Source organism: Vreelandella sp. 162(4c) (assembly GCF_058152265.1).
The window spans coordinates 186,902-205,885 of sequence record NZ_CM176981.1 but is presented as its reverse complement, the minus strand read 5'-3'; the positions used below and the strand labels follow the sequence as shown (position 1 = coordinate 205,885).

12 protein-coding genes are annotated in these 18,984 nt (G+C 49.5%); all 12 read left to right on the top strand.

Going from position 1 to position 18,984, the window contains the following annotated elements; genetic code table 11:
- Positions 1 to 119: 119 nt before the first annotated feature.
- The 12 genes from AC4EYZ_RS00910 (at position 120) to AC4EYZ_RS00855 (ending at position 18,978) form a co-directional block, all read left to right on the top strand.
- Positions 120 to 749, top strand: coding sequence for a TnsA endonuclease N-terminal domain-containing protein (locus AC4EYZ_RS00910; RefSeq protein ID WP_041158388.1), 630 nt, complete (start codon positions 120 to 122; stop codon positions 747 to 749).
- Positions 746 to 2,629 (top strand): TnsB C-terminal domain-containing protein, encoded by a 1,884-nt coding sequence (locus AC4EYZ_RS00905; RefSeq protein ID WP_052475609.1) that lies wholly within the window; start codon positions 746 to 748, stop codon positions 2,627 to 2,629. Before AC4EYZ_RS00910 ends, AC4EYZ_RS00905 begins: the two co-directional genes overlap by 4 nt.
- Positions 2,626 to 3,645 (top strand): TniB family NTP-binding protein, encoded by a 1,020-nt coding sequence (locus AC4EYZ_RS00900; RefSeq protein WP_041158389.1) that lies wholly within the window; start codon positions 2,626 to 2,628, stop codon positions 3,643 to 3,645. The genes AC4EYZ_RS00905 and AC4EYZ_RS00900 overlap by 4 nt, the downstream gene beginning before the upstream one ends.
- A gap of 146 nt (positions 3,646 to 3,791) precedes the next feature.
- On the top strand, positions 3,792 to 4,109 hold the full coding sequence (locus AC4EYZ_RS00895) for a helix-turn-helix domain-containing protein (protein WP_009095642.1): 318 nt from the start codon (positions 3,792 to 3,794) through the stop codon (positions 4,107 to 4,109).
- A gap of 57 nt (positions 4,110 to 4,166) precedes the next feature.
- Entirely contained in the window at positions 4,167 to 4,766 is a 600-nt protein-coding gene (locus AC4EYZ_RS00890) for a DUF1819 family protein (RefSeq protein ID WP_041158390.1), read from the top strand.
- A 171-nt stretch (positions 4,767 to 4,937) separates the two neighbouring features.
- Positions 4,938 to 5,561: a DUF1788 domain-containing protein gene (locus tag AC4EYZ_RS00885; RefSeq protein WP_197915459.1), complete on the top strand. Its 624-nt coding sequence runs from the start codon at positions 4,938 to 4,940 to the stop codon at positions 5,559 to 5,561.
- Between the two features lie 192 nt (positions 5,562 to 5,753).
- Complete coding sequence (gene brxC, locus AC4EYZ_RS00880) at positions 5,754 to 9,437, top strand: BREX system P-loop protein BrxC (protein WP_041158482.1); 3,684 nt, start codon at positions 5,754 to 5,756, stop codon at positions 9,435 to 9,437.
- A gap of 111 nt (positions 9,438 to 9,548) precedes the next feature.
- Entirely contained in the window at positions 9,549 to 11,030 is a 1,482-nt protein-coding gene (locus AC4EYZ_RS00875) for an AlbA family DNA-binding domain-containing protein (RefSeq protein WP_041158391.1), read from the top strand.
- Complete coding sequence (pglX, locus tag AC4EYZ_RS00870) at positions 11,027 to 12,964, top strand: BREX-1 system adenine-specific DNA-methyltransferase PglX (RefSeq protein ID WP_052475610.1); 1,938 nt, start codon at positions 11,027 to 11,029, stop codon at positions 12,962 to 12,964. The genes AC4EYZ_RS00875 and pglX (AC4EYZ_RS00870) overlap by 4 nt, the downstream gene beginning before the upstream one ends.
- A gap of 62 nt (positions 12,965 to 13,026) precedes the next feature.
- The gene (gene pglX, locus AC4EYZ_RS00865) at positions 13,027 to 14,781 is read left to right on the top strand and encodes a BREX-1 system adenine-specific DNA-methyltransferase PglX (protein ID WP_141224404.1); all 1,755 of its coding nucleotides are present in this window, start codon (positions 13,027 to 13,029) and stop codon (positions 14,779 to 14,781) included.
- Between the two features lie 34 nt (positions 14,782 to 14,815).
- On the top strand, positions 14,816 to 17,578 hold the full coding sequence (locus AC4EYZ_RS00860; protein WP_235270496.1) for an NERD domain-containing protein: 2,763 nt from the start codon (positions 14,816 to 14,818) through the stop codon (positions 17,576 to 17,578).
- Positions 17,575 to 18,978 (top strand): tetratricopeptide repeat protein, encoded by a 1,404-nt coding sequence (locus AC4EYZ_RS00855; RefSeq protein ID WP_041158392.1) that lies wholly within the window; start codon positions 17,575 to 17,577, stop codon positions 18,976 to 18,978. Before AC4EYZ_RS00860 ends, AC4EYZ_RS00855 begins: the two co-directional genes overlap by 4 nt.
- Positions 18,979 to 18,984 lie beyond the last annotated feature (6 nt).

Genomic DNA, 18,984 nt, shown 5'->3' with positions numbered 1-18,984 from the left:
TCCATTTCTTGTCGTTTCTCCTTCAAAGTGGCACAAATTGTCCCGCTGCTGTCATTTTTTGCCTTTTCTCGTGGCATAACCTACTTTTGTAGTAATAAAACAAAAATAGGTGTACTGCCATGTATACCCGTACCTTGCGTCCTTCTCCCGTCAAGCACATCTATAAATTTGCCAGTCACAAGAATGGCAACGTCCAGACTGTTGAGTCCTCCCTCGAATTTAATGCCTGCTTTCATTTTGAATATGCCAACGAGGTAAGGTCCTTCGTTGCGCAGCCAGAAGGCTTTTATTATCAATTTGAAGACAGGACTTGCTCTTACACACCCGACTTTGAGCTTTTCTGTCACTCAGGCAAGAAGGTGTTTGTTGAAATAAAGCCACCTCCAGAAGCTTTGAAACATGATTTTATCCAGCGTTTTACCGCTAAAAAAAAGGCGGTTGAAATGCTTGGCAAAGAGCTAATTCTAGTCACTGATCATCAAATCAGTTCAATGCCAAAACTGAAAAATCTGAAACTGATTAACCGATATGCAGGGCTTTATACTGAGGTGGTATCTCGTAAAAAAATTTACGAATTGATAAAAAAATCTCATGGTTTAAGTATTGCTGATATTTCTGAACTGTGTGGTGCTGACTCAGCTGAAGTCTTAGTTGATGTTATGTGGTTAGTTGCTTCGGGAAAAGTTCTCATAAATATTGACGAAACGTTTGGATGTGAATCTCTAATTTGGGTTGGAGGTGGGCAATGAGCATCGAATTTTTTAGTGATGAATTCCCAGGCTTTCAAAGTGGGGAGGCATCCGCAGTTGTAGATGGGCAATATATAAATGTGCCTGAGCGCCTTTCTTATATTTCATTTGATTCCTTAAGCAAAAGCGTACAAGAGGAAGCATATTATAAGTATAAAGTTATCGTTCTAGTTAAGGAGCATCTCCAGGGTGGATGGACGAAAAAGAATATTGATCCAATTTTAGACTCGTTATTTGAGCAAGGCCATATTGAAAAAAAGCCATCATGGAGAAGTGTTGCAAGATGGCATAAAAACTACGATCAAGTCATTGGGCCAAAATCATTGGTTTCTGCGAAAGGGTTAGTGAAAAACCCTGGAAATTCCAAAAGAGATGATGCAGATTTTTATAAAAGAGCTGTGGAAGAAAAGTTTCTCAAAAGAGAGAGGCCGCATGTATCTACCGCTTATTATCACTATTTTAACAATATACTATTATATAACAGGGCGCACCCTGATAATGCCATTGAGCCTATAACAAAATCTGCATTTTACAAACGCGTAAAGAAAATTTCTCCCTACGAAGTAGAGGTGGGACGTTTTGGTAAAGCTGAGGCCGATAAAGATTACCGTGTTGTGAATAAGTTTTCTGCGGCAGAACGTGTTATGGAGCGCGTTGAGATTGATCATACACCCCTCGACTTGATTTTATTAGACGATACATTGCTAATTCCTATTGGAAGGCCGTATTTAACAATTTTAATAGATTGCCATAGTAGGTGTATAATTGGTTTTTATCTTAGCTTTCAGGAGCCAAGTTATAACTCAGTAAGAAGCGCAATAATGAACGCGTGTTTAAGTAAAGAAGATGTTGCTAAAAAATATCCAATGATTAAAAAAAATTGGCCGTGTCAAGGTAAAATTGAAACGCTAGTTGTCGATAATGGAGCTGAGTTCTGGTCAAAAAATTTAGAATTCTTCTGCGCTTCAGTCGGTATAAACATTGAGTTTAATCCTGTGGGTAAACCTTGGAAAAAACCTTTAGTTGAAAGGTTGTTTTCAATTTATAATTCTAGGTTTGTGAAAGAAATACCTGGCACTACTTTTTCTAATGCCCAACAGTTAGCTGGTTATAAACCTGAGAAAGATGCAATCCTTCCTTTTTCCTATTTTATTGAGCTAATGCATATTTGGATAATTGATATTTATAACCAGTCGCCAGATAGCAGGATGACAAGAATACCTGCATTATCTTGGGAAATTGGTTGTAAAAAGTATCCTCCTCCTTTGTATAGTGGTTTTGAAGAAAAAATTTTTAAAATTGAAGCCTTCCCTACTGAGTTGTGTACTCTGCGAAGAGGAGGAATAAGCATTGATAGGATCGATTATACTAATGAGGAATTGGTGGAGTATCGTAAGATTACCCCACCACCACCTGGTAGCAAAGTAGTGAAGGTTGTTGTTAAGAGAGATCCAGAGGATGTCTCTTACATATATGTTTATTTGGTAGAAAGAAAAGAATATATCAGGGTTCCTGCTGTTGACCCAGATCGCTTATATGATGGGCTGAGTGTTTTTCAGCTAAAAGTAAGACGTAAATTACGTCGTAATTTTATAAACTCGAAAACTGATTATGTAGGTATTGCGGAAGCTGAAAAATTGATTGACGATAGAGTTAGTGAAATTGCAGAGGAAGTGTCCGCTTCAAAGAAAAAAATTAAAGGAACTAAAAAGGCGGCGGCTTATTTTGGAATATCAAGTGAAAACCCTAGCTCTATCGTAGATGGCTTTACTAGTAGGGAAATAAGTGATATCGAGAAAGAAAATAAATCACACAGTGGTGTAAATCCAAATGACGAAGAATGGAAAAGAATTTCTGATGATTTGGAGCCCTACTCATGAATATGTTAATGAGTAACGAAAAATTAGAGCAGCAAATTTATTTCAAGAATTGCTATGTCAAGCATTCGTCTGTTGCAAGAGCCATAAGTTCTTTAGAAATTCTGAAAGCTAATCATGCTTTAGGGGGTGAGCAACAGTGTATGTTAATAATAGGGGACCCTGGTTCAGGAAAGAGTAGGCTGGTTCAAGAGTTCCAATCTCAATATCCAGAGTATGTTGAAAATGACACCGTTATTAAGCCTGTGCTTGTTTCAAGAATTCCAAGTAAACCAGATGTTGAAAGCATGTTGATACAGCTCATGATGGATTTAGGGCAATTCGGGGCTGATACTAGGCGAGAGAGGAGGCGTGAGGCGGGTCTTGCTGAAGCGTTAGTTAAGATGTTGAAAAAATGCAAATCTGAGATGATAATAATCAACGAATTTCAGGAGTTAATAGAGTTCAAGTCCGTTGAAGAAAAACAAAGAATAGCTAATATATTAAAGTTGGTAAATGAAAAAGCAGGTATTCCTATAGTCCTTGTCGGTATGCCTTGGGCTGCTGAAATATTAAATGAGCCTCAGTGGGCTTCACGCTTGATGTGCACAATAGAATTGCCTTATTTTAAGTTTTTCAATTTAGAAGACAGAATTGAGTTTACACGTTTTATTAAAGGCTTAGCGTCTAAAATGGGTTTTAAAAAAGCCCCTAGTATTCATGTTGATGAAATTTTGTTCCCTTTGTTTTCTGTTACACGAGGCGAAACAAGGCAAGTGAAAAGAGTGTTAGAGGCCGCGCTTTGTGTGGCATTGTCAAAAAATGATAGCACTGTTCGTAGGCAACACTTTTTAGAGGCATGCGATAAGTTTTTTTTAGGCGCGGATAACCCTTTTGAGCTTGAGTTAGAAGATGTTCCGATTAGTGAAGTTTCGAAATACTCTTCATATAACCGTTATTCAACTGTGGAATCTGAAACATTTGTTGCGACACAGTTCACTCGTAAAATTTCAACGCGTGAATTATTTTCAAAAAATTAAGCAATTATTCAGATGTCTCATTTCGGTAAATAACAATATGGGCACTTCTAGAACAATATTATTGCATTCTTGCTAAGAATCTCTTAGCATATTTTTGTGTCATCTTGCGCTAGCCTAGCGGCTTTCCAAGTAGCGATGGTGTTTTCATGGACAGTCCGCTTCCAGATCGCTTGAGAGCCGCCAGGCAAGCAGCGGGTATGACACAAAGGCAGTTGGGTGAATACCTCGGCATGGAGCCGAATCTGGCGAGTGCGCGTATGACGCAGTATGAAAAGGGGCAGCATGCGCCCAATTTCCAGTTGCTGAAGAGGCTTTCAGAGGCACTAGAGGTGCCCATTCCCTATTTTTTCTGCGAAGACGATACCGTGGCAGAATTGATCCTTGAGTTAGATAAACTCGACCCTGCAGAACGCCAACGCTTGTTGGAACAGCTTAAAAAGGGCAGTGCGCCTAGCGAAAGCTGATCTCGTTACTGATCAGCCGCCTGCAACTTCAACGTAATTGATCTTTATGAGCGCCTTTTGACTTCTTTCAGCTACAACTCTGATCTGATCGGCGGTGGACTGATGGTGCGCGAGAGCCGTGCCGTAGCTGAGTTGCTGCTCTCTAATGCAGATGAAGGGCAGTGGCACCAGGCAATCATCATTGATAACCGCCTCCAGAAGAACCGTCCCGCTACTGCTAAACGTGCTGGGCAAGCTATTCGTAAGCGCTTAGAGAAGCTGGAGCCACCGTTTTGGCAAGCGCTGCGTGATGGCGACGACCAGCTCGCCACGCAGGTGTCTTTTTGCGCGGCCATGGCGCGTAATCTGCTATTGGTGGAGTTTCTTGAAAGTGTCGTTGCCGATGCGTTCTTAACCCACGCAGAGTCGCTTCAGGCCTACCAGTGGGATGAGTTTTTAGCCGAGCGTGCACACCGCGATGAAGCAATAGCAGGGTGGGCTGATAGCTCGAAGCGTAAAATGGGGCAGGTGGTGTATCGTATGTTGGCGGAAGTCAGCATATTGGCGTCCAGTCGCTCGCGCAAGTTACAGCCCTTGCTGCTGCGGCCAGAAGTAAAAAGCTTGCTTGAAACCTACCAGCACGAACGACTACAAACATGTTGTCGCCGGCTGCGGTAATATTCATGTTGCCTTCTTAACCTCGTTCTTTTCTTTAAAACCGTGCTCACGTCAAAACACGACTAAGTAGACCTTGCAACGCAGGTGTCTAGCGGCATAGTCTTACCCAATCAGCTTTCTGTATTAGAAAAAGCTTTGCATCAAACATGCTAGACACAGGGACGCATCCGCATGTCACAGAGTGATCAGTACCCACCCCCCAGCGGTTTTAGCCACCACGAGGATGACCAGCTTCGGGCGCGTTTGAACCAAGTCGCTGAGAAAATCACTCGGCCTGATTTCCTAGCGGGGCAAGGGTTGGGTAATGAGCTGGGCTTCTGGATTTTCGATTACGCTCCTGAACATGAACTACAGGTGCGTGCCTACCTGAATTTCCTCCCCTCATTAATGGCACGCCAGCACCCTGACATCAAAATGGCGCAGGTCAATCTGCTTGAAGTGCTAAAGGATTACCTGACTGAGCGCGGCTTCCTTGATAAAGCCATTGCCATGCAAAAAAGCAAAGGCGATGCAGCCCTGCTGAAGGCGCTGCGTGGGCCGCTGCACATGGACAAGTTCGCCCCGTACCTCATCCGACACTCACTGTCGCACGAGCCTGATATCGTATTGCTCACCGGTGTTGGCAGCCTGTGGCCCATGGTGCGTGCGCACAGCTTGCTAAATGCCCTACACGGGCCGCTTGGCCATAAACCATTGGTACTCTTCTACCCAGGCCGTTACGACGGGCAAACGATGTCGCTGTTTAAGCAGATCAAAAGCAACAACTACTACCGTGCGTTTGCGCTCGTGCCTTAGCGCGGCGTATTGCTTTATGGTGTGTTACGTTCGCCCCGGTTGTGAGCCGTGACTGTTAACGTTATCGCAGTGCCTTCTACAGTGATGAAGCCCCATAGATGAGGCCGGATGACAGTGTGGGCCGCTGTCAAAAGTCGGTTGTTGTTAAGCAGTGCTTTCAAAAATCAGGGTTTAAACATTTACAGGACAGATATGCACATTCGAGAGCTCTTCCTCAAACCGCTTAGCCGGTCAATCAACGGCGTGGTCAAAGCCGACCAGCGTGACCAGGAAACCATCTACCAAGAGCTGGATGAGTATGTCGTCACCAACGAGTTAGAAAAGCACTTTCGCGCTTTTTTTGAATCTTACACCACCCCTTTAGATGACCCCTCCATCGCCAATCGCGTGGGTGTTTGGGTGAGTGGCTTCTTTGGGTCGGGTAAATCGCACTTTTTGAAAACGCTTTCTTACCTACTCGCCAACACGGAAGCGTTTGATGCCAACGGCCAGTCTAAGAAGGCCGCTGATTTTTTTGATGAGCAAAAGCTGGTGGACAGCTCTATCCGGGCTGACATCGCCAAGGCTGTCCGTGAACCGGCCCATGTGGTGCTGTTCAACATCGATAGCAAGGCCAGCTCCAATGACGATGGCAACCCCATCCTGAACGTCTTCCTGCGCGTGTTTAACGAGTACCAAGGCTTTAGCTCTGATTACCCGCACATTGCTCATATGGAGCGCCACCTAGAAAAACGCGGTGTGTATGAGCGCTTTAAGCAGGCCTTTAACGAGGCCAGTGGCGTGGTGTGGGAAGACGAGCGAGACGGCTATCAGTTCTACCAGGACGATATCGAGCAAGCGATTGGGTCGGCGCTCGATCTCTCTCCTGAAGCGGCGCATAAATGGTTTGAGGAATCTGAAACCAGCTTCAGCGTCTCGGTAGAGAACTTCTGCCACTGGGTAAAAGAGTTTTTGGAGTCGCAATCAGCTACCCAGCGCATGGTGTTCATGGTCGATGAAGTGGGTCAGTTCATTGGCAGCGACACGCGTTTGATGCTGACTCTGCAAACGCTCACCGAAAACCTTGGCACGATTTGCGGTGGGCGTGCCTGGATCGTGGTCACTTCACAAGCGGATATGGACGCCGTGCTAGGCGAAATGACCGCCTCAAAAGCCAACGATTTTTCCAAAATCGCCGGACGCTTCAAAACCCGCTTATCGCTCTCAAGCTCCAACTCTGACGAAGTGATCCGCAAGCGCCTGCTGGTGAAAACCGACCCGGCATGTGCGGAGCTGGAAGGTGTGTTTGAGGCCAAAGGCTCCATTCTGCGTAACCAGCTGACCTTTGACCGCTCCGGCCCCACGCTGAAAAATATCGAAGGCGTCGAGAGCTTTATCGCCAACTACCCCTTTGTGCCGTACCACTTCCAGTTGGTGCAAAAAGTCTTTGAAGAGATCCGCAAGGTAGGAGCCACGGGTGCCCACCTGGCCTATGGCGAGCGCTCCATGCTCGATGCGTTTCACATGGCTGCCAAAGCCGTGCAAGAGAAGACGATTGGCGCGCTGGTACCGATGCACTGCTTCTACACGGCGATAGAAGGGTTCCTCGATACGGCGGTGAAGCGCACCATCGATCAGGCCAGCGAGAACCCCGTATTAGAAGCGTTTGATGTCGAAACCCTACGCACGCTGTTTATGATCCGCTATGTGGACTTGGTGAAGGGCACGGTCAATAACCTGGTAACGCTCTCACTGACTCAAATCGACGATGACCGCATAGCCATTCGTGAGCAGCTGGAAGCGACCCTGGCACGGCTGGAAAAAGAGAGCCTGATTACCCGTAACGGCGATGAATACCAGTTTCTCACCAATGAAGAGCGCGACATTACCCGCAAGATCAAACAAACCGAAGTTACCAGCAGCGACGAAAACAAAGAGCTCTCCAGCCTGATCTTCAAAGACCTGCTGCGCGATCGAACCAAATACCGCTACCCGGTCAACAAAACCGACTACAGCATTGGCCGCTACCTGGATGGCCACACCCTGGATGGCCGCTACCAGAGCCAGCTAAGGGTGGAGGTGGTCTCACCGCTGGACGTGGAGTACGTACAGCTAAGCGAAGCAGGCTGCATTCACAAAAGCGGCGATAACGGTGGGCAGGTGCTGATTAAGCTGCCCGACGATAAGCGCTTTACCGATGAACTGCGTACCCTGCTGAAAACCGATAAGTTTATTCGCCTGAACCTATCGGCCAACGACCACAGCGTAGAGCGCATTCTGGCCGACCGTGGCCGGGAAAACCAGGAGCGCAAAAAGCGCCTGCGGGTGCGTTTGGAAGAGATGCTGCTGGATGCGGACGTTTACGCGCTTGGCCAGAAGCTCGATCTCAGTCGAGGCCAGCTCAACACCCGTTTGGATGAAGCCTGTCGCTACCTGCTAGAAAATACCTACAACAAGCTGAGCCAGCTCACGGTACTTAGCCCCGAGCCGATGCGCGAGCTGCAGGCCGTATTAACCGCCGATGACCTGGGCACCCAGAACCTCAATCTAGACGGTGAAGAGGGCAACGCCCAAGCGGTGAAAGAGGTAGAGCAGTATATCTCGCTACATGGCGGCGAGCCGGTGCCCTTGAACCCGCTGATTGAGCGTTTTAGCAACCGACCTTTCGGCTGGCCGGAAGGCGAAACGCTGCTGATTCTGGGCCGCCTGCATGCCGCTGGGCGCTTAACCTTCCACACCGCTGGCCCCGCGCTCAGCGGTAAAGAAGCCTTTGAGCTACTCAACAACGCCCGCCGCCGCAGTGAAGTGCGCCTCCAGAAGAAGCGCCAAACCGAAGATGCGGTGCTCAACAAAGCCCGTAACCTCACCAAAGAGCTGTTTGGCCAGCTAGGCCCCACCAGTGAAAAAGAGCTGTTTACCTATTACGTAGACCGCTTATCTCACTGGCGACGTGAGCTTGAGGCGTACAAAAGCAAAACCGACGTGGGCAACTTCCCCGGTCGCAATGCCATTGAAAACTCCCTGCGGGAAGTGGAGCGCCTACTGCGCCTTGACGATAGCTTTGATTTCTTCAAAACCGTCGCTAGCCAGCAGGACACGCTGCTCGATGTTGAAGAGGACTACCGTGATCTCAACGATTTCTTTACCAAGCAGCTCACCACCTGGCAGCAGCTGGAGCAAGCGCTCAACCGGTTTGCGGTGAACCGCCTAGAGCTTGAGAAAAACACCCAGGCCCAGCAAGCGCTGGCCGAGTGTGAGCGTATTTACCGCGCCGAAGCGCCTTACGCCATGCTGAACCAGGTGGATGGCCTGGTACGCACGCTGGATGAGGTGAACAACCGCCTGGTAGAGGAAAAACGCCAGCACGCCATTGCCCGTATCGATACGCGCATCGCCAAAGTAAGCGCAGAAATAGCCAAAAGCGGCATTGGCACCGCCGAGCTTAGCAACCGCTTGCTGCACCCGCTACAGCAGCTCAAAGCCTCGGTCAATCAATCGGTCAGCGTCGCGCAGATCTACCAGCTGCAAACCGAAACTGCCGTTGAATTAGAAGAAGAAAGTTTGGATGCGCTTCACAACGCCCAGGCCGACGCTGCTAAGCGGCAGCCGCCCGCGCCTGCGGGAAACACCACAACACCGGCTCCCACATCAGAAAACCCCAAGCCAGCCCCACAAACGGCACCAGGTGATAAAAAGTACGACCCGCATACCGAAACAGCACCGGCGGCGGTGAATGCCCCCAAACCCGTGGCAAGAGTGCGTGTAAGCGACGTACTCAGCCGCGTGCATAGTGGCGTGTACCTGGAAAGCCAAGCGGAAGTCGATGCGTTTATGGACGAGCTGAGAAAAGAGCTGGAAGGGTCACTTTCAGCGGGCAAACGGGTACAGGTGCGTTAGTGTTCGAACGATTTTTGTTGACACGGGCAATGTGCCTGTTTACTGCCGTCCCGTGTCCTAGGACGCGGGACAGCGAAGCGGAAAGAAACATGAAAAGTCAACGAGACACCTATGACCACCGCGACCATTGAACAGCGCCTAAGCGAGCCAGAAGGCAAGCAGCTTGAGTTCAAGCGCGACCTATCATCGCCCAAGCCGCTAATGAAAACCCTGGTTGCCTTTGCCAATACGGCTGGTGGCCAGTTGATCATTGGCGTTGACGATGATGGCACCGTGCTAGGCGTGGATGATCCGCTGGATATGGAAGAGCGCCTTACCAGCATGATCGCGGATGCCATTCACCCCCGGCTACTGCCTAATATTGAACTGGTGAGCGTAGGCGAACATACCTTGGTGTGTATTGAGGTGTTTTTGAGTAGCGCACGCCCACACTTTTTCAAAGCGCTTGGCGAAGAAAACGGTGTGCTGGTGCGGCTCGGTTCCAGCAATCGGCAGGCGGGGTTGGCGCTCATCCAAGAAATGCAGCGCCAAGCGAGCGGCACTACGTTTGATGTTCAGCCCATGCCCGAGCTGAGCCGTGATGATCTTGATCATAACGCCATACAGCAAGCCTTTCGCAGCGAACAACCACTTGATGACAATAAGCTATGCACGTTACGGCTACTGGTGCCGTACCAAGGCCGCCTGGTACCCAGCGTGGGAGGCATTTTGCTGTTTGGCCGCGAGCGCCAGTGGCACTTTGAAGATGCCTGGATTCAGTGCGGGCGTTTTCGCGGCACCGACAAGGTCGAGATTTTTGATCAAGCCGACATTCACGCGTCGCTACCCCAAGCAGTTGATGACATCGAGCTGTTTCTCAAAAAACATGCCTTCAAGCAGGCAGAGTTTGGCGCCATGCGTCGCCGCGATGTGTGGAGTATCCCGCTGACCATCCTGCGTGAAGCGATTATTAACGCCTTGGTACACAGTGACTACTCACAACGCGGCAGCCCCATACGCATTGCGTTTTTTGACGACCGTATCGAGATTGAAAGCCCAGGGCTACTGATGCCCGGCATGACCATTGAAGACATGAAACGCGGCGTTTCCATGATCCGTAACCCAGTGATTGCCCGCGTATTTCGAGAGTTAGGGCTGATAGAGCAGTGGGGCAGCGGTGTAAAGCGTATTTTCGCGGAAGCTCACGCCCAAGGGCTACCAGAACCGCATATTGAAGAAATTGCCAATCGCGTGCGTTTGAGTATTCGGCTGGCCGCGCCGGTTTCGATCCAGCAGCCAGCCCCAGGGTCCCAGACTGAGTCAGTTCAGCCAGAGTCACGGCTAGAGTCACGGCTAGAGTCACGGCTAGAGTCAGCGCTGGCAGCCAGAGTGCTGCTGATACTGCGGCAGGAGCCGCTGGGGAAAGCAGCCATGGCGCGTGAACTGGGCCATAAGGGCGTTTCCGGTGAACTCAATAAACAAGTAGGCAATTTACGCCAGCAGCAGCTTATTGAAATGACGCTGCCCGAAAAGCCCAATAGCCGCCTTCAACAATACCGCTTAACGCCTAAAGGCCAGCGCTTTTTGCAAGACACTTTCAAGGATTTAACATGAACACCGCCAACATCAAAAAATACGCCCCCCAAGCCCGCGCCCGCTTTATCGACACCATGACGCGTCAAGCGGCCCGGATGGGCATTAGCCCGGATGGCAAAGGCGGTGTGGTGATTGCCCCCCTAGAGCAAAAGGGCGATGTGTTGGTGATGACTGCCCAGGATGGCCAAACCCATACCGTGCCCGCCCACCTGAAAGGCGCACGGGAAGCGCTGGCTGCGTGGGTGCAGAGCGATGGCTTTAGCCAAGCGATAGAGCAGGCCGCCTATAGCTGGTTCAACCGCCTGTGCGCCATTCGCTATATGGAAATTCACGGCTACCTAGACCACGGCCGCCGCGTGCTAAGTGGGGCAGGGGGCGAAGCCGGGCAGTTCCAGATTCTGGATGAGTGTTTAGAAGTAGACCTGCCAGGGTTGGATATCGCCCGCGTGCGCGAACTCAAGCTCGACGGCACCCAGGATGAAACCCTCTACCGCGAGCTGCTGCTGGCCCAATGCCACGCCCTGCATGAGGCCATGCCGTTTCTGTTCGAGCCGCTGGACGACGCCAGCGAGCTACTGCTGCCCAACAACCTGACCAAAACAGATTCGCTGATCCGCGAGCTGGTAGAAGCCATTCCCGAAGAGGATTGGCAGGACGTTGAGGTGATTGGCTGGCTCTACCAGTTCTACATCAGCGAGAAGAAGGACGAAGTAATCGGCAAGGTGGTGAAAAGCGAAGACATCCCCGCCGCCACCCAGCTGTTTACCCCCAACTGGATCGTTCAATACCTGGTGCAGAACTCGGTAGGCCGCCAGTGGCTGCAAACCTACCCCACATCAACGCTCAAGGCCGAGATGCCGTACTACATCGAGCCCGCCGAGCAGGAGCCCGAGGTACAGGCCCAGCTGGACGCCATCACCCCGGCCAGCCTCGACCCTGAAACCATCAAGGTACTCGACCCCGCCTGCGGCTCCGGCCACATTCTGGTGGAAGCCTACAACGTGTTGAAGGCGATCTACGAAGAGCGTGGCTACCGCACCCGCGATATCCCTAAGCTGATTCTGGAAAACAACCTGTTCGGCCTGGATATCGACGACCGCGCCGCCCAGCTGGCGGGCTTTGCCCTGTTGATGAAAGCCCGTGAAGACGATCGCCGCATTTTAACCCGCAACGTGCGCCTAAACGTGTTGGCCATGCAAAGCAGCCAATACCTGGATGCCAATACCCTATGGCGTGACCTGAACCTCACCGGTGACTGGCACCAGGGGCAGTCCCAGAGCCTGTTTGATAGTGAACAGCAAGACCTTTCCAGCAACGACGCCACTTACAAGCTGATGGCCGACTTGATTGAGCGCTTCCAAGATGCCAAAACCTTCGGCTCGCTGATTGAAGTGCCCAACGAATGGGAAGTGCCGCTGAAAGCACTGCTAGAGGAACTGAGCGAACTCACCAACAGCGGCGATATGATGCAAAAGGGCGCCGCCCAGCGGTTAGTACCGTTAGTGCAGCAAGCCTGGTTACTGGCGCAGCGCTATGACGCTGTGGTGGCGAATCCGCCGTATATGGGCAGTAAAGGCATGAATAAGGCGCTGAAGGACTACGCCAAAAACGCCTACCCAAACAGCAAGTCAGATCTCTTCGCGATCTTTATGGAGCGAGCTTTTTCACTGCTCAGACCCAACGGATACAACGCGCAGATCAACATGCAGTCGTGGATGTTTCTATCCAGCTACGAAAAGCTCCGGGAATGGCTACTTCACAATGCCACCATCATCACCATGGCGCACATGGGGAGCCGGGCATTCGATAGCATCAGCGGCGAAGTGGTCTCCACAACGGCTTTCGTGATCGAAAACGCAGCCTCTCCCAATTACTCGGGCGCATTCATTCGTTTGGTGGATGCCAAGTCTGAGGCGGAGAAGCGAAAGCTGTTGCTTGAGGCTATTGAGTGACGCTCATATATACCCCTATCCACACAGTGTGGTCATCACCGAATTTGTTATGAGGGCGAGGCATGGGCCAGCAAGTAAGAGAAAAGAGGACGAAGAATTTTTATCGAGCGTCTACCTCGGACTTCATTCCACTTCCCGGGAAAGTCATTGCATATTGGAATAGTCCTAATATGAGTAGGACTTTTAGTGAAAATAAGCCTATATCTGATTATTTTCCGGTTTGTCCTGGAATACGGACAGGACGAGATGAGCTTTTTCTTCGTCTGTGGTTTGAAGTGTCAAAGACCTGTATCCAGTTTGGTTTGAAAAACTCCGAAGAAGTTAACCCCTCAATAAAGTGGCTGCCACTTCATAAAGGGGGAAGCTTTCGAAAATGGTATGGTAATGCAGAGCACGTTATCGATTTTCTAAACGATGGCGAGAATATTAAAAATAGGAGCCCCGATTTTCGTCTCAGGGAAAAGAAATGGTATTTCAAATCATTTGTTTCTTGGTCGCGAGTAGGCGGTGGCGAACTATCTTTCCGATACTTTGATAAAGGTGTTCTATTCTCCGACGCGGGCCCCGGAATATTTGCAGAAGATTGTTGCTTAAACGTAATGTCGATCCTTAACTCCAAACTCGGAGAAAAGTTCCTTCAAGTAATTAACCCCACCTTTAATTTTCAGAAACAAGATGTTGAAGGCATACCCTATATTCGGGTGGAAAGCACAGAAATCATAAAAAAAATGGTTGATATAGCAAAGCTGGATTGGGATTCATACGAGACGTCGTGGGGGTTTCTTGTTAACCCGCTAGTTCATAAAAGTCAGTCATTTGACACAATTGAGGCGGCTTGGTTGACTCAATCAGAACACTGGCGATCAGTCTCATTGGATCTTAAAACCTTAGAGCAAGAGAACAACCAACTATGCATAAATGCATATGGCTTACAGTGTGAGCTTGAACCTGCAGTGATGCTTGAGGATATCACTCTCACTTCTAATGCACACTACCGTTACGGAGGTAAACGCAGCAAAGAAGAGCTTGAAGCTCTGATGCGGTGCGATACTTTACGGGAGCTTGTTTCCTACACAATTGGTTGCATGATGGGCCGTTACTCACTGGACAAGCCTGGTATAATCCTCGCCAGCCAAGGCGACAATCTTCAGGACTATCTCCATCAGATCCCTTCACCGAGTTTTGTCCCGGACGAAGATGCTATCTTGCCACTCACCGATCAGGAATGGTTCGCCGATGACGCCACCAACCGCTTCCGCGAGTTTGTCCGCGTGGTCTGGGGTGACGAGCATTTACAGGAAAACCTGAACTTCGTAGCAGAAGGCCTCTGTCTGCACGCCATCAAATACAAGCGTGGTGAATCTGACCTCGATACCATCCGCCGCTACCTGAGCACCCAGTTTTTCGAGGACCACCTGCGGACGTACAAAAAACGCCCCATCTACTGGCTGTTCAGTTCCGGTAAATACAAAGCCTTTGAATGTTTGGTCTACCTGCACCGTTACAACGAAGGCACACTGGCACGGATGCGCACGGAGTACGTCATCCCGCTCAGCGCCAAGCTCAACGCCTACGCTGAAAAGCTGGAACAAGACAAAGAAGCCAGCACCTCAGCCGCTGAAACCAAGCGCCTGGAAAAAGAAATCGCCACTCTGCACAAGCAGCAGGTTGAACTGGCCGAATTCGACGAAAAACTCCGCCACTACGCCGACCAGCGTATCTCGCTGGATCTGGATGACGGGGTGAAGGTGAACTACGGGAAGTTCGGGGATTTATTGGCGGAAGTGAAGGCTGTGACGGGCGAAAAGGCAGGCTAATCATACCTTTGCCTCAAATTAAGGAATTGCAAGGATGGCATTGAAGGCATATCGCGGCAGGCAGTTTGATCACACGCATGAAAACAAGGCGTTCGATCGACTGTACGATGCTCTCTGCATGCATTGTCTGTCTACCGATCAAGACTGGCACTTGTTAGCCAATTTTTACGTTGGTGGCCGGGAACTGGATGCGCTGCTCATAAAGCCCAACGCGCTGATCATTATTGATTTCAAGGCGTACAGTGGAACCCTGGCGTTTTCTGAAAGTGGACCATGGGTGATGACTGATGAGTCCGGCCATAGTGTGGAAGTTAAAGGCGGTGCCAGCGTTAACCCACTACGCCAGCTTACGATCAATAAACATGCCCTGATCGACTTTCTTAGTCGCAATATGACTGATCTCAATACCGCTTGTAACTGGCGGCATACTGCAGCATTGGTCGTTTTTGAGGGAGCGGTAGAGTTTGATGCAGGCCACCTGCCCGGTGGCATCAAGCCTTGGTTTCATATCACTGATGAACGTCAGCTTGTTAGGGATCTGGACGCCATAGTGAGCAAGGAGATTTCGCTACCCCCGACAGGTATCGAGCGAATGATCAAGCAGCTGGGTATTGAGCACTATGAACCAGCTGGCGTACCCGACGTGAGACTACTGGGTGAAAGGCTGGAAGATACGAGCATAAACGTTGCCTTCACACATCATCAAAGCGTGCTCCTACAGCAGTTACGTCACTGGTTACAGAATGCGACCGGCTTATTCCGTTTAGCTGGTATGGCTTCAACGGGGAAGCGCTTTCTATTTCCCCACGTAGTAGAGGAAATTGGCGCTGCTGGATACGAAGTGCTGCTTCTTAATCCGAGTGCGCGGTTATCCGGCACTTATCATCATTCGCAGGCACAGCCCACATCAATATACACTTGGTTATATAGCCGTGAACCAGACAATTTTGAGGTCATAAATGACCGCAAAATCGGTGTTCACAAAATAAAACAAGGCTTGTTGTCGCCACGACAGATTCCTGTTCTTGTTGATGCACACCTGCTGAGTGACGAAGAATTCAACACAACCGACAGGCGCTATGGTTCTGGTCACTTGATTCAGGATTTTCTGTCAGTAATAGAGTCGTATAAAGCCCCATTTGTGGTTATCGGCGACCCATACCAGACTCCGCGTGGCTCGCAGCAGCGTAGCCTGATGACCGATAGCTTGTTGGAACATCGGCAGCTGTCTGTAGTGGGGGAGCTATTGTCCGAGCAGGTTGTGCCTGATCCGCAAGATGCGTTAAGTCAGTTTCAATCCCACCTAGTCAGCCGGGTGATCAACACTCGGTTCAACTCTTTGCCCCGTGTTGTCGGAAAACGATTGCAGATACAGCATGAGGGAAACAAGACTAACTGGGAGCCAGATGTCAGTAATGTGTGCGCGGAATCTACTCTGCTTTGTGCTACTCATGAACAAAACCGCAAAATCAACGCTGCTGTTAAAACCAGAATTCTGGGCCACACAAGTCCATTACGACTGGGTATCAGGGATAGGGTCGATTTCTACAACCGTACACCGATCATTACTGCTGATTCTGAAACTTGGGCGAGCTCTGAACTGCGCTGGATAAGTGCTGGCGAAATAGCGCTTATTGACGGTGTCGACGAGGGTATTGAAACACATAGTGTGGAGTTACGCGGAAGAAGCAAGCCTACCTACCTGCACTTCCAGCTTGCTCACTGTCGTTTACCCGGTGTCGGTGAGGTAACGTTCCGTTATCTTATAGATTTCTACGAAGCAGAGCGTCCTGAGCTGACCACAGACCAAGTGCTTGCATTACAGGTATTGGCCCGTCAGCTTGCCAAACCATCGCTAGCTGAACAGAAGGCAAGGCTGCCAGATAAGAAGGATCAGGCCTACGCGGAAGCCCGTGCAAGCTATGACCGTTACGAATACAAGATTCTACAAGCCCAGGGTTATGCTACTGCTGCTCTGATTCGTCCTGCGCATGTAATGACGCTACATAGAGCTCAGGGGCGACATTGGCGCTGCGTGTGGGTGAACGCATCCCGCAGCTCTTCGGGTGGGAAACCTGACAATGCCGACTATTTTCGTTGGCTATACACTGCCTCTACGATCGCTGAAGAACAGCTGGTCGTTCGACAGATGCCTGCCCTCACACCCTTGATTTACGCCACAGTTAGCCGAGCCCATGATCTCCGAGTAGGGCCGTTTGCCGTCAATGCAGGACTATTCTACGACTCTGATCGGCAGCCGAAAGAGCAAGAAGCGTCTATAGTTCCACCCCCAGGGTTTAGCGATCCCGAGTTATTGCCACTGCTGCTGGCTTTGCGCGAGCGTCTTGAGAAATCAGCATGGGGCATTGGAGAGTGGAACGAGTATCCATTTCAGGTGGTAGTAAAATTCATTGAGCGAGATCAGCAAACTGATGTCGCCGTACGCCTTCACTACAACAAGAAGAAAATCATCACCACAAAGGTCTTCATCAGTGGTAATCCAGAAGATCAAGCAATCATTGATAAGCTAATTGTTGAGCCATTTAAAGCCCAAAGTCCTGCTCTGCAAGACGCCTTTGATGCAGTTTTAGAAAAACTGACGCCTCATGGTTTCAGCCTTGCTCATGCCAGCGAAAGTGCTTATCTCCTTCAACTGGTATTTGTAGGAGGCGAAGACGCTGTAGATGTACATATCAATGCAGATAAACGCGGTATGGTTAGTTCCATCCGAATTTGCCGAGCAACTTCAGAAAAAGCGATCACTCGCTTTACTAATGCTATGGAGGCCCTAGCATGAGTATCATTGACGATATCAGGGAGCTCAAATCAAACAATAATTTAGAGGGAGCCTGGCAGGCCGGCTATCAGGTGTTACAGCAAGATAAGCACAATGAATTCTTGAAAAGCTCGCTATTCTGGGTGATCTATGCAGCACTGAAATTGATAGCGGAACCTATCAAATCACGTAAAGATAATACTCCGCGACCATCTGAACAACAGGCGATCGATCTGTGGGCTTCACGCATATTTGATTTGGAGCTGACCCTGCCGAGCGATAACTTTGATTTCAGGTTATGGAACCTTTTTAACAAGATCGGAAAATTTTGTGAACCTATTTGCTCCTTTATATTGATGTCTGGGAGCAAGCTATTTCATGCTGACGACCATAAGCCCTTTGTTACTGACAAAGGCGAATCACCCAGCACCGTTCAGAAGCTGGCCAGAATGGTTGCTGCATGCTACCTGCTTAAAGGCGAAGGAAGCACATTGTCAGCGCCTCGGATCGTAGCGTTTCTCAAATATGCTGAAGAAGTAGCGGAAGATTCACCTGCAGGAAAGGTCTGGTTGGCATACGACAAGGCCAAAATCTATTTGCAGGCTGATGAACTGCAAAAGGCGAGAGACGCATATCTGACAGTTCTTCAACGTAAGCGCAATGAGTCATGGGCCTGGTTTGGCCTAGCGAAGACTTATGAAGATGAGCCTTACGTTGCAATCAAGCTTCTGGCAAATGGATTATCTTCTGCCCATGACCCAAAGTTCAGCACCCAAGGCCTGTTTCAGATCGCCGAACGATTCCATGAGATCGGAGAGAACGAGAACGCATCTAAGGCACTGAGTAAGCTGTTGGAGATATACAGCCAGAATGGATGGACGCCCCGGGATAATATCTTGGCGTTGACCTCATCCCCCTGGTTCGATGCCTCAGTTGATTACAGTGACTTAGATGCAATCACTCGGAGCTTATCGGCAGGTGCGGAGCAATACACCATTGCCAAGCCACAGCGTTATGCCGGCATTCTGCAAAATGTCCATGCCTCTTTAAAAGGCGCTAATATTTACGTATCCCGTGATCTAACACTTTCTGCGAGAAAAGGCGTTTTTCCCAAGCGTAATTTTCCTGAGCCAGGCACTCCCCTTGAGGTGCTCTGCGATTTATCCTCAGATAAACCCGAGGTAGTGTCAGTGAAGGTTAGCGACCATTTTGAATCCCCTGATATTCGTTTATTTGACGGCACACTAAGCGTTACCGATAGAGGGTTTGGCTTTGTAAATGGCGATATATTTGTTTATGCATCGCTGGCATCTACACAACCAGATAACTGCCAAACGAAGGGCGTTGCAGTAGCCGCTTTTGATAAAGCGAAAAATAAGTATGGCTGGAGAGCTATCAGTCTCCACTCTAAAGATGGCTAGCGTCAC

Coding starts and splice junctions, on each gene's coding strand:
- pglX (WP_141224404.1), top strand. CDS start 13,027: ATGGGCCAGCAAGTAAGAGAAAAGAGGACGAAGAATTTTTATCGAGCG.
- AC4EYZ_RS00900 (WP_041158389.1), top strand. CDS start 2,626: ATGAATATGTTAATGAGTAACGAAAAATTAGAGCAGCAAATTTATTTC.
- AC4EYZ_RS00905 (WP_052475609.1), top strand. CDS start 746: ATGAGCATCGAATTTTTTAGTGATGAATTCCCAGGCTTTCAAAGTGGG.
- AC4EYZ_RS00895 (WP_009095642.1), top strand. CDS start 3,792: ATGGACAGTCCGCTTCCAGATCGCTTGAGAGCCGCCAGGCAAGCAGCG.
- AC4EYZ_RS00885 (WP_197915459.1), top strand. CDS start 4,938: ATGTCACAGAGTGATCAGTACCCACCCCCCAGCGGTTTTAGCCACCAC.
- AC4EYZ_RS00910 (WP_041158388.1), top strand. CDS start 120: ATGTATACCCGTACCTTGCGTCCTTCTCCCGTCAAGCACATCTATAAA.
- AC4EYZ_RS00875 (WP_041158391.1), top strand. CDS start 9,549: ATGACCACCGCGACCATTGAACAGCGCCTAAGCGAGCCAGAAGGCAAG.
- AC4EYZ_RS00860 (WP_235270496.1), top strand. CDS start 14,816: ATGGCATTGAAGGCATATCGCGGCAGGCAGTTTGATCACACGCATGAA.
- AC4EYZ_RS00855 (WP_041158392.1), top strand. CDS start 17,575: ATGAGTATCATTGACGATATCAGGGAGCTCAAATCAAACAATAATTTA.
- brxC (WP_041158482.1), top strand. CDS start 5,754: ATGCACATTCGAGAGCTCTTCCTCAAACCGCTTAGCCGGTCAATCAAC.
- pglX (WP_052475610.1), top strand. CDS start 11,027: ATGAACACCGCCAACATCAAAAAATACGCCCCCCAAGCCCGCGCCCGC.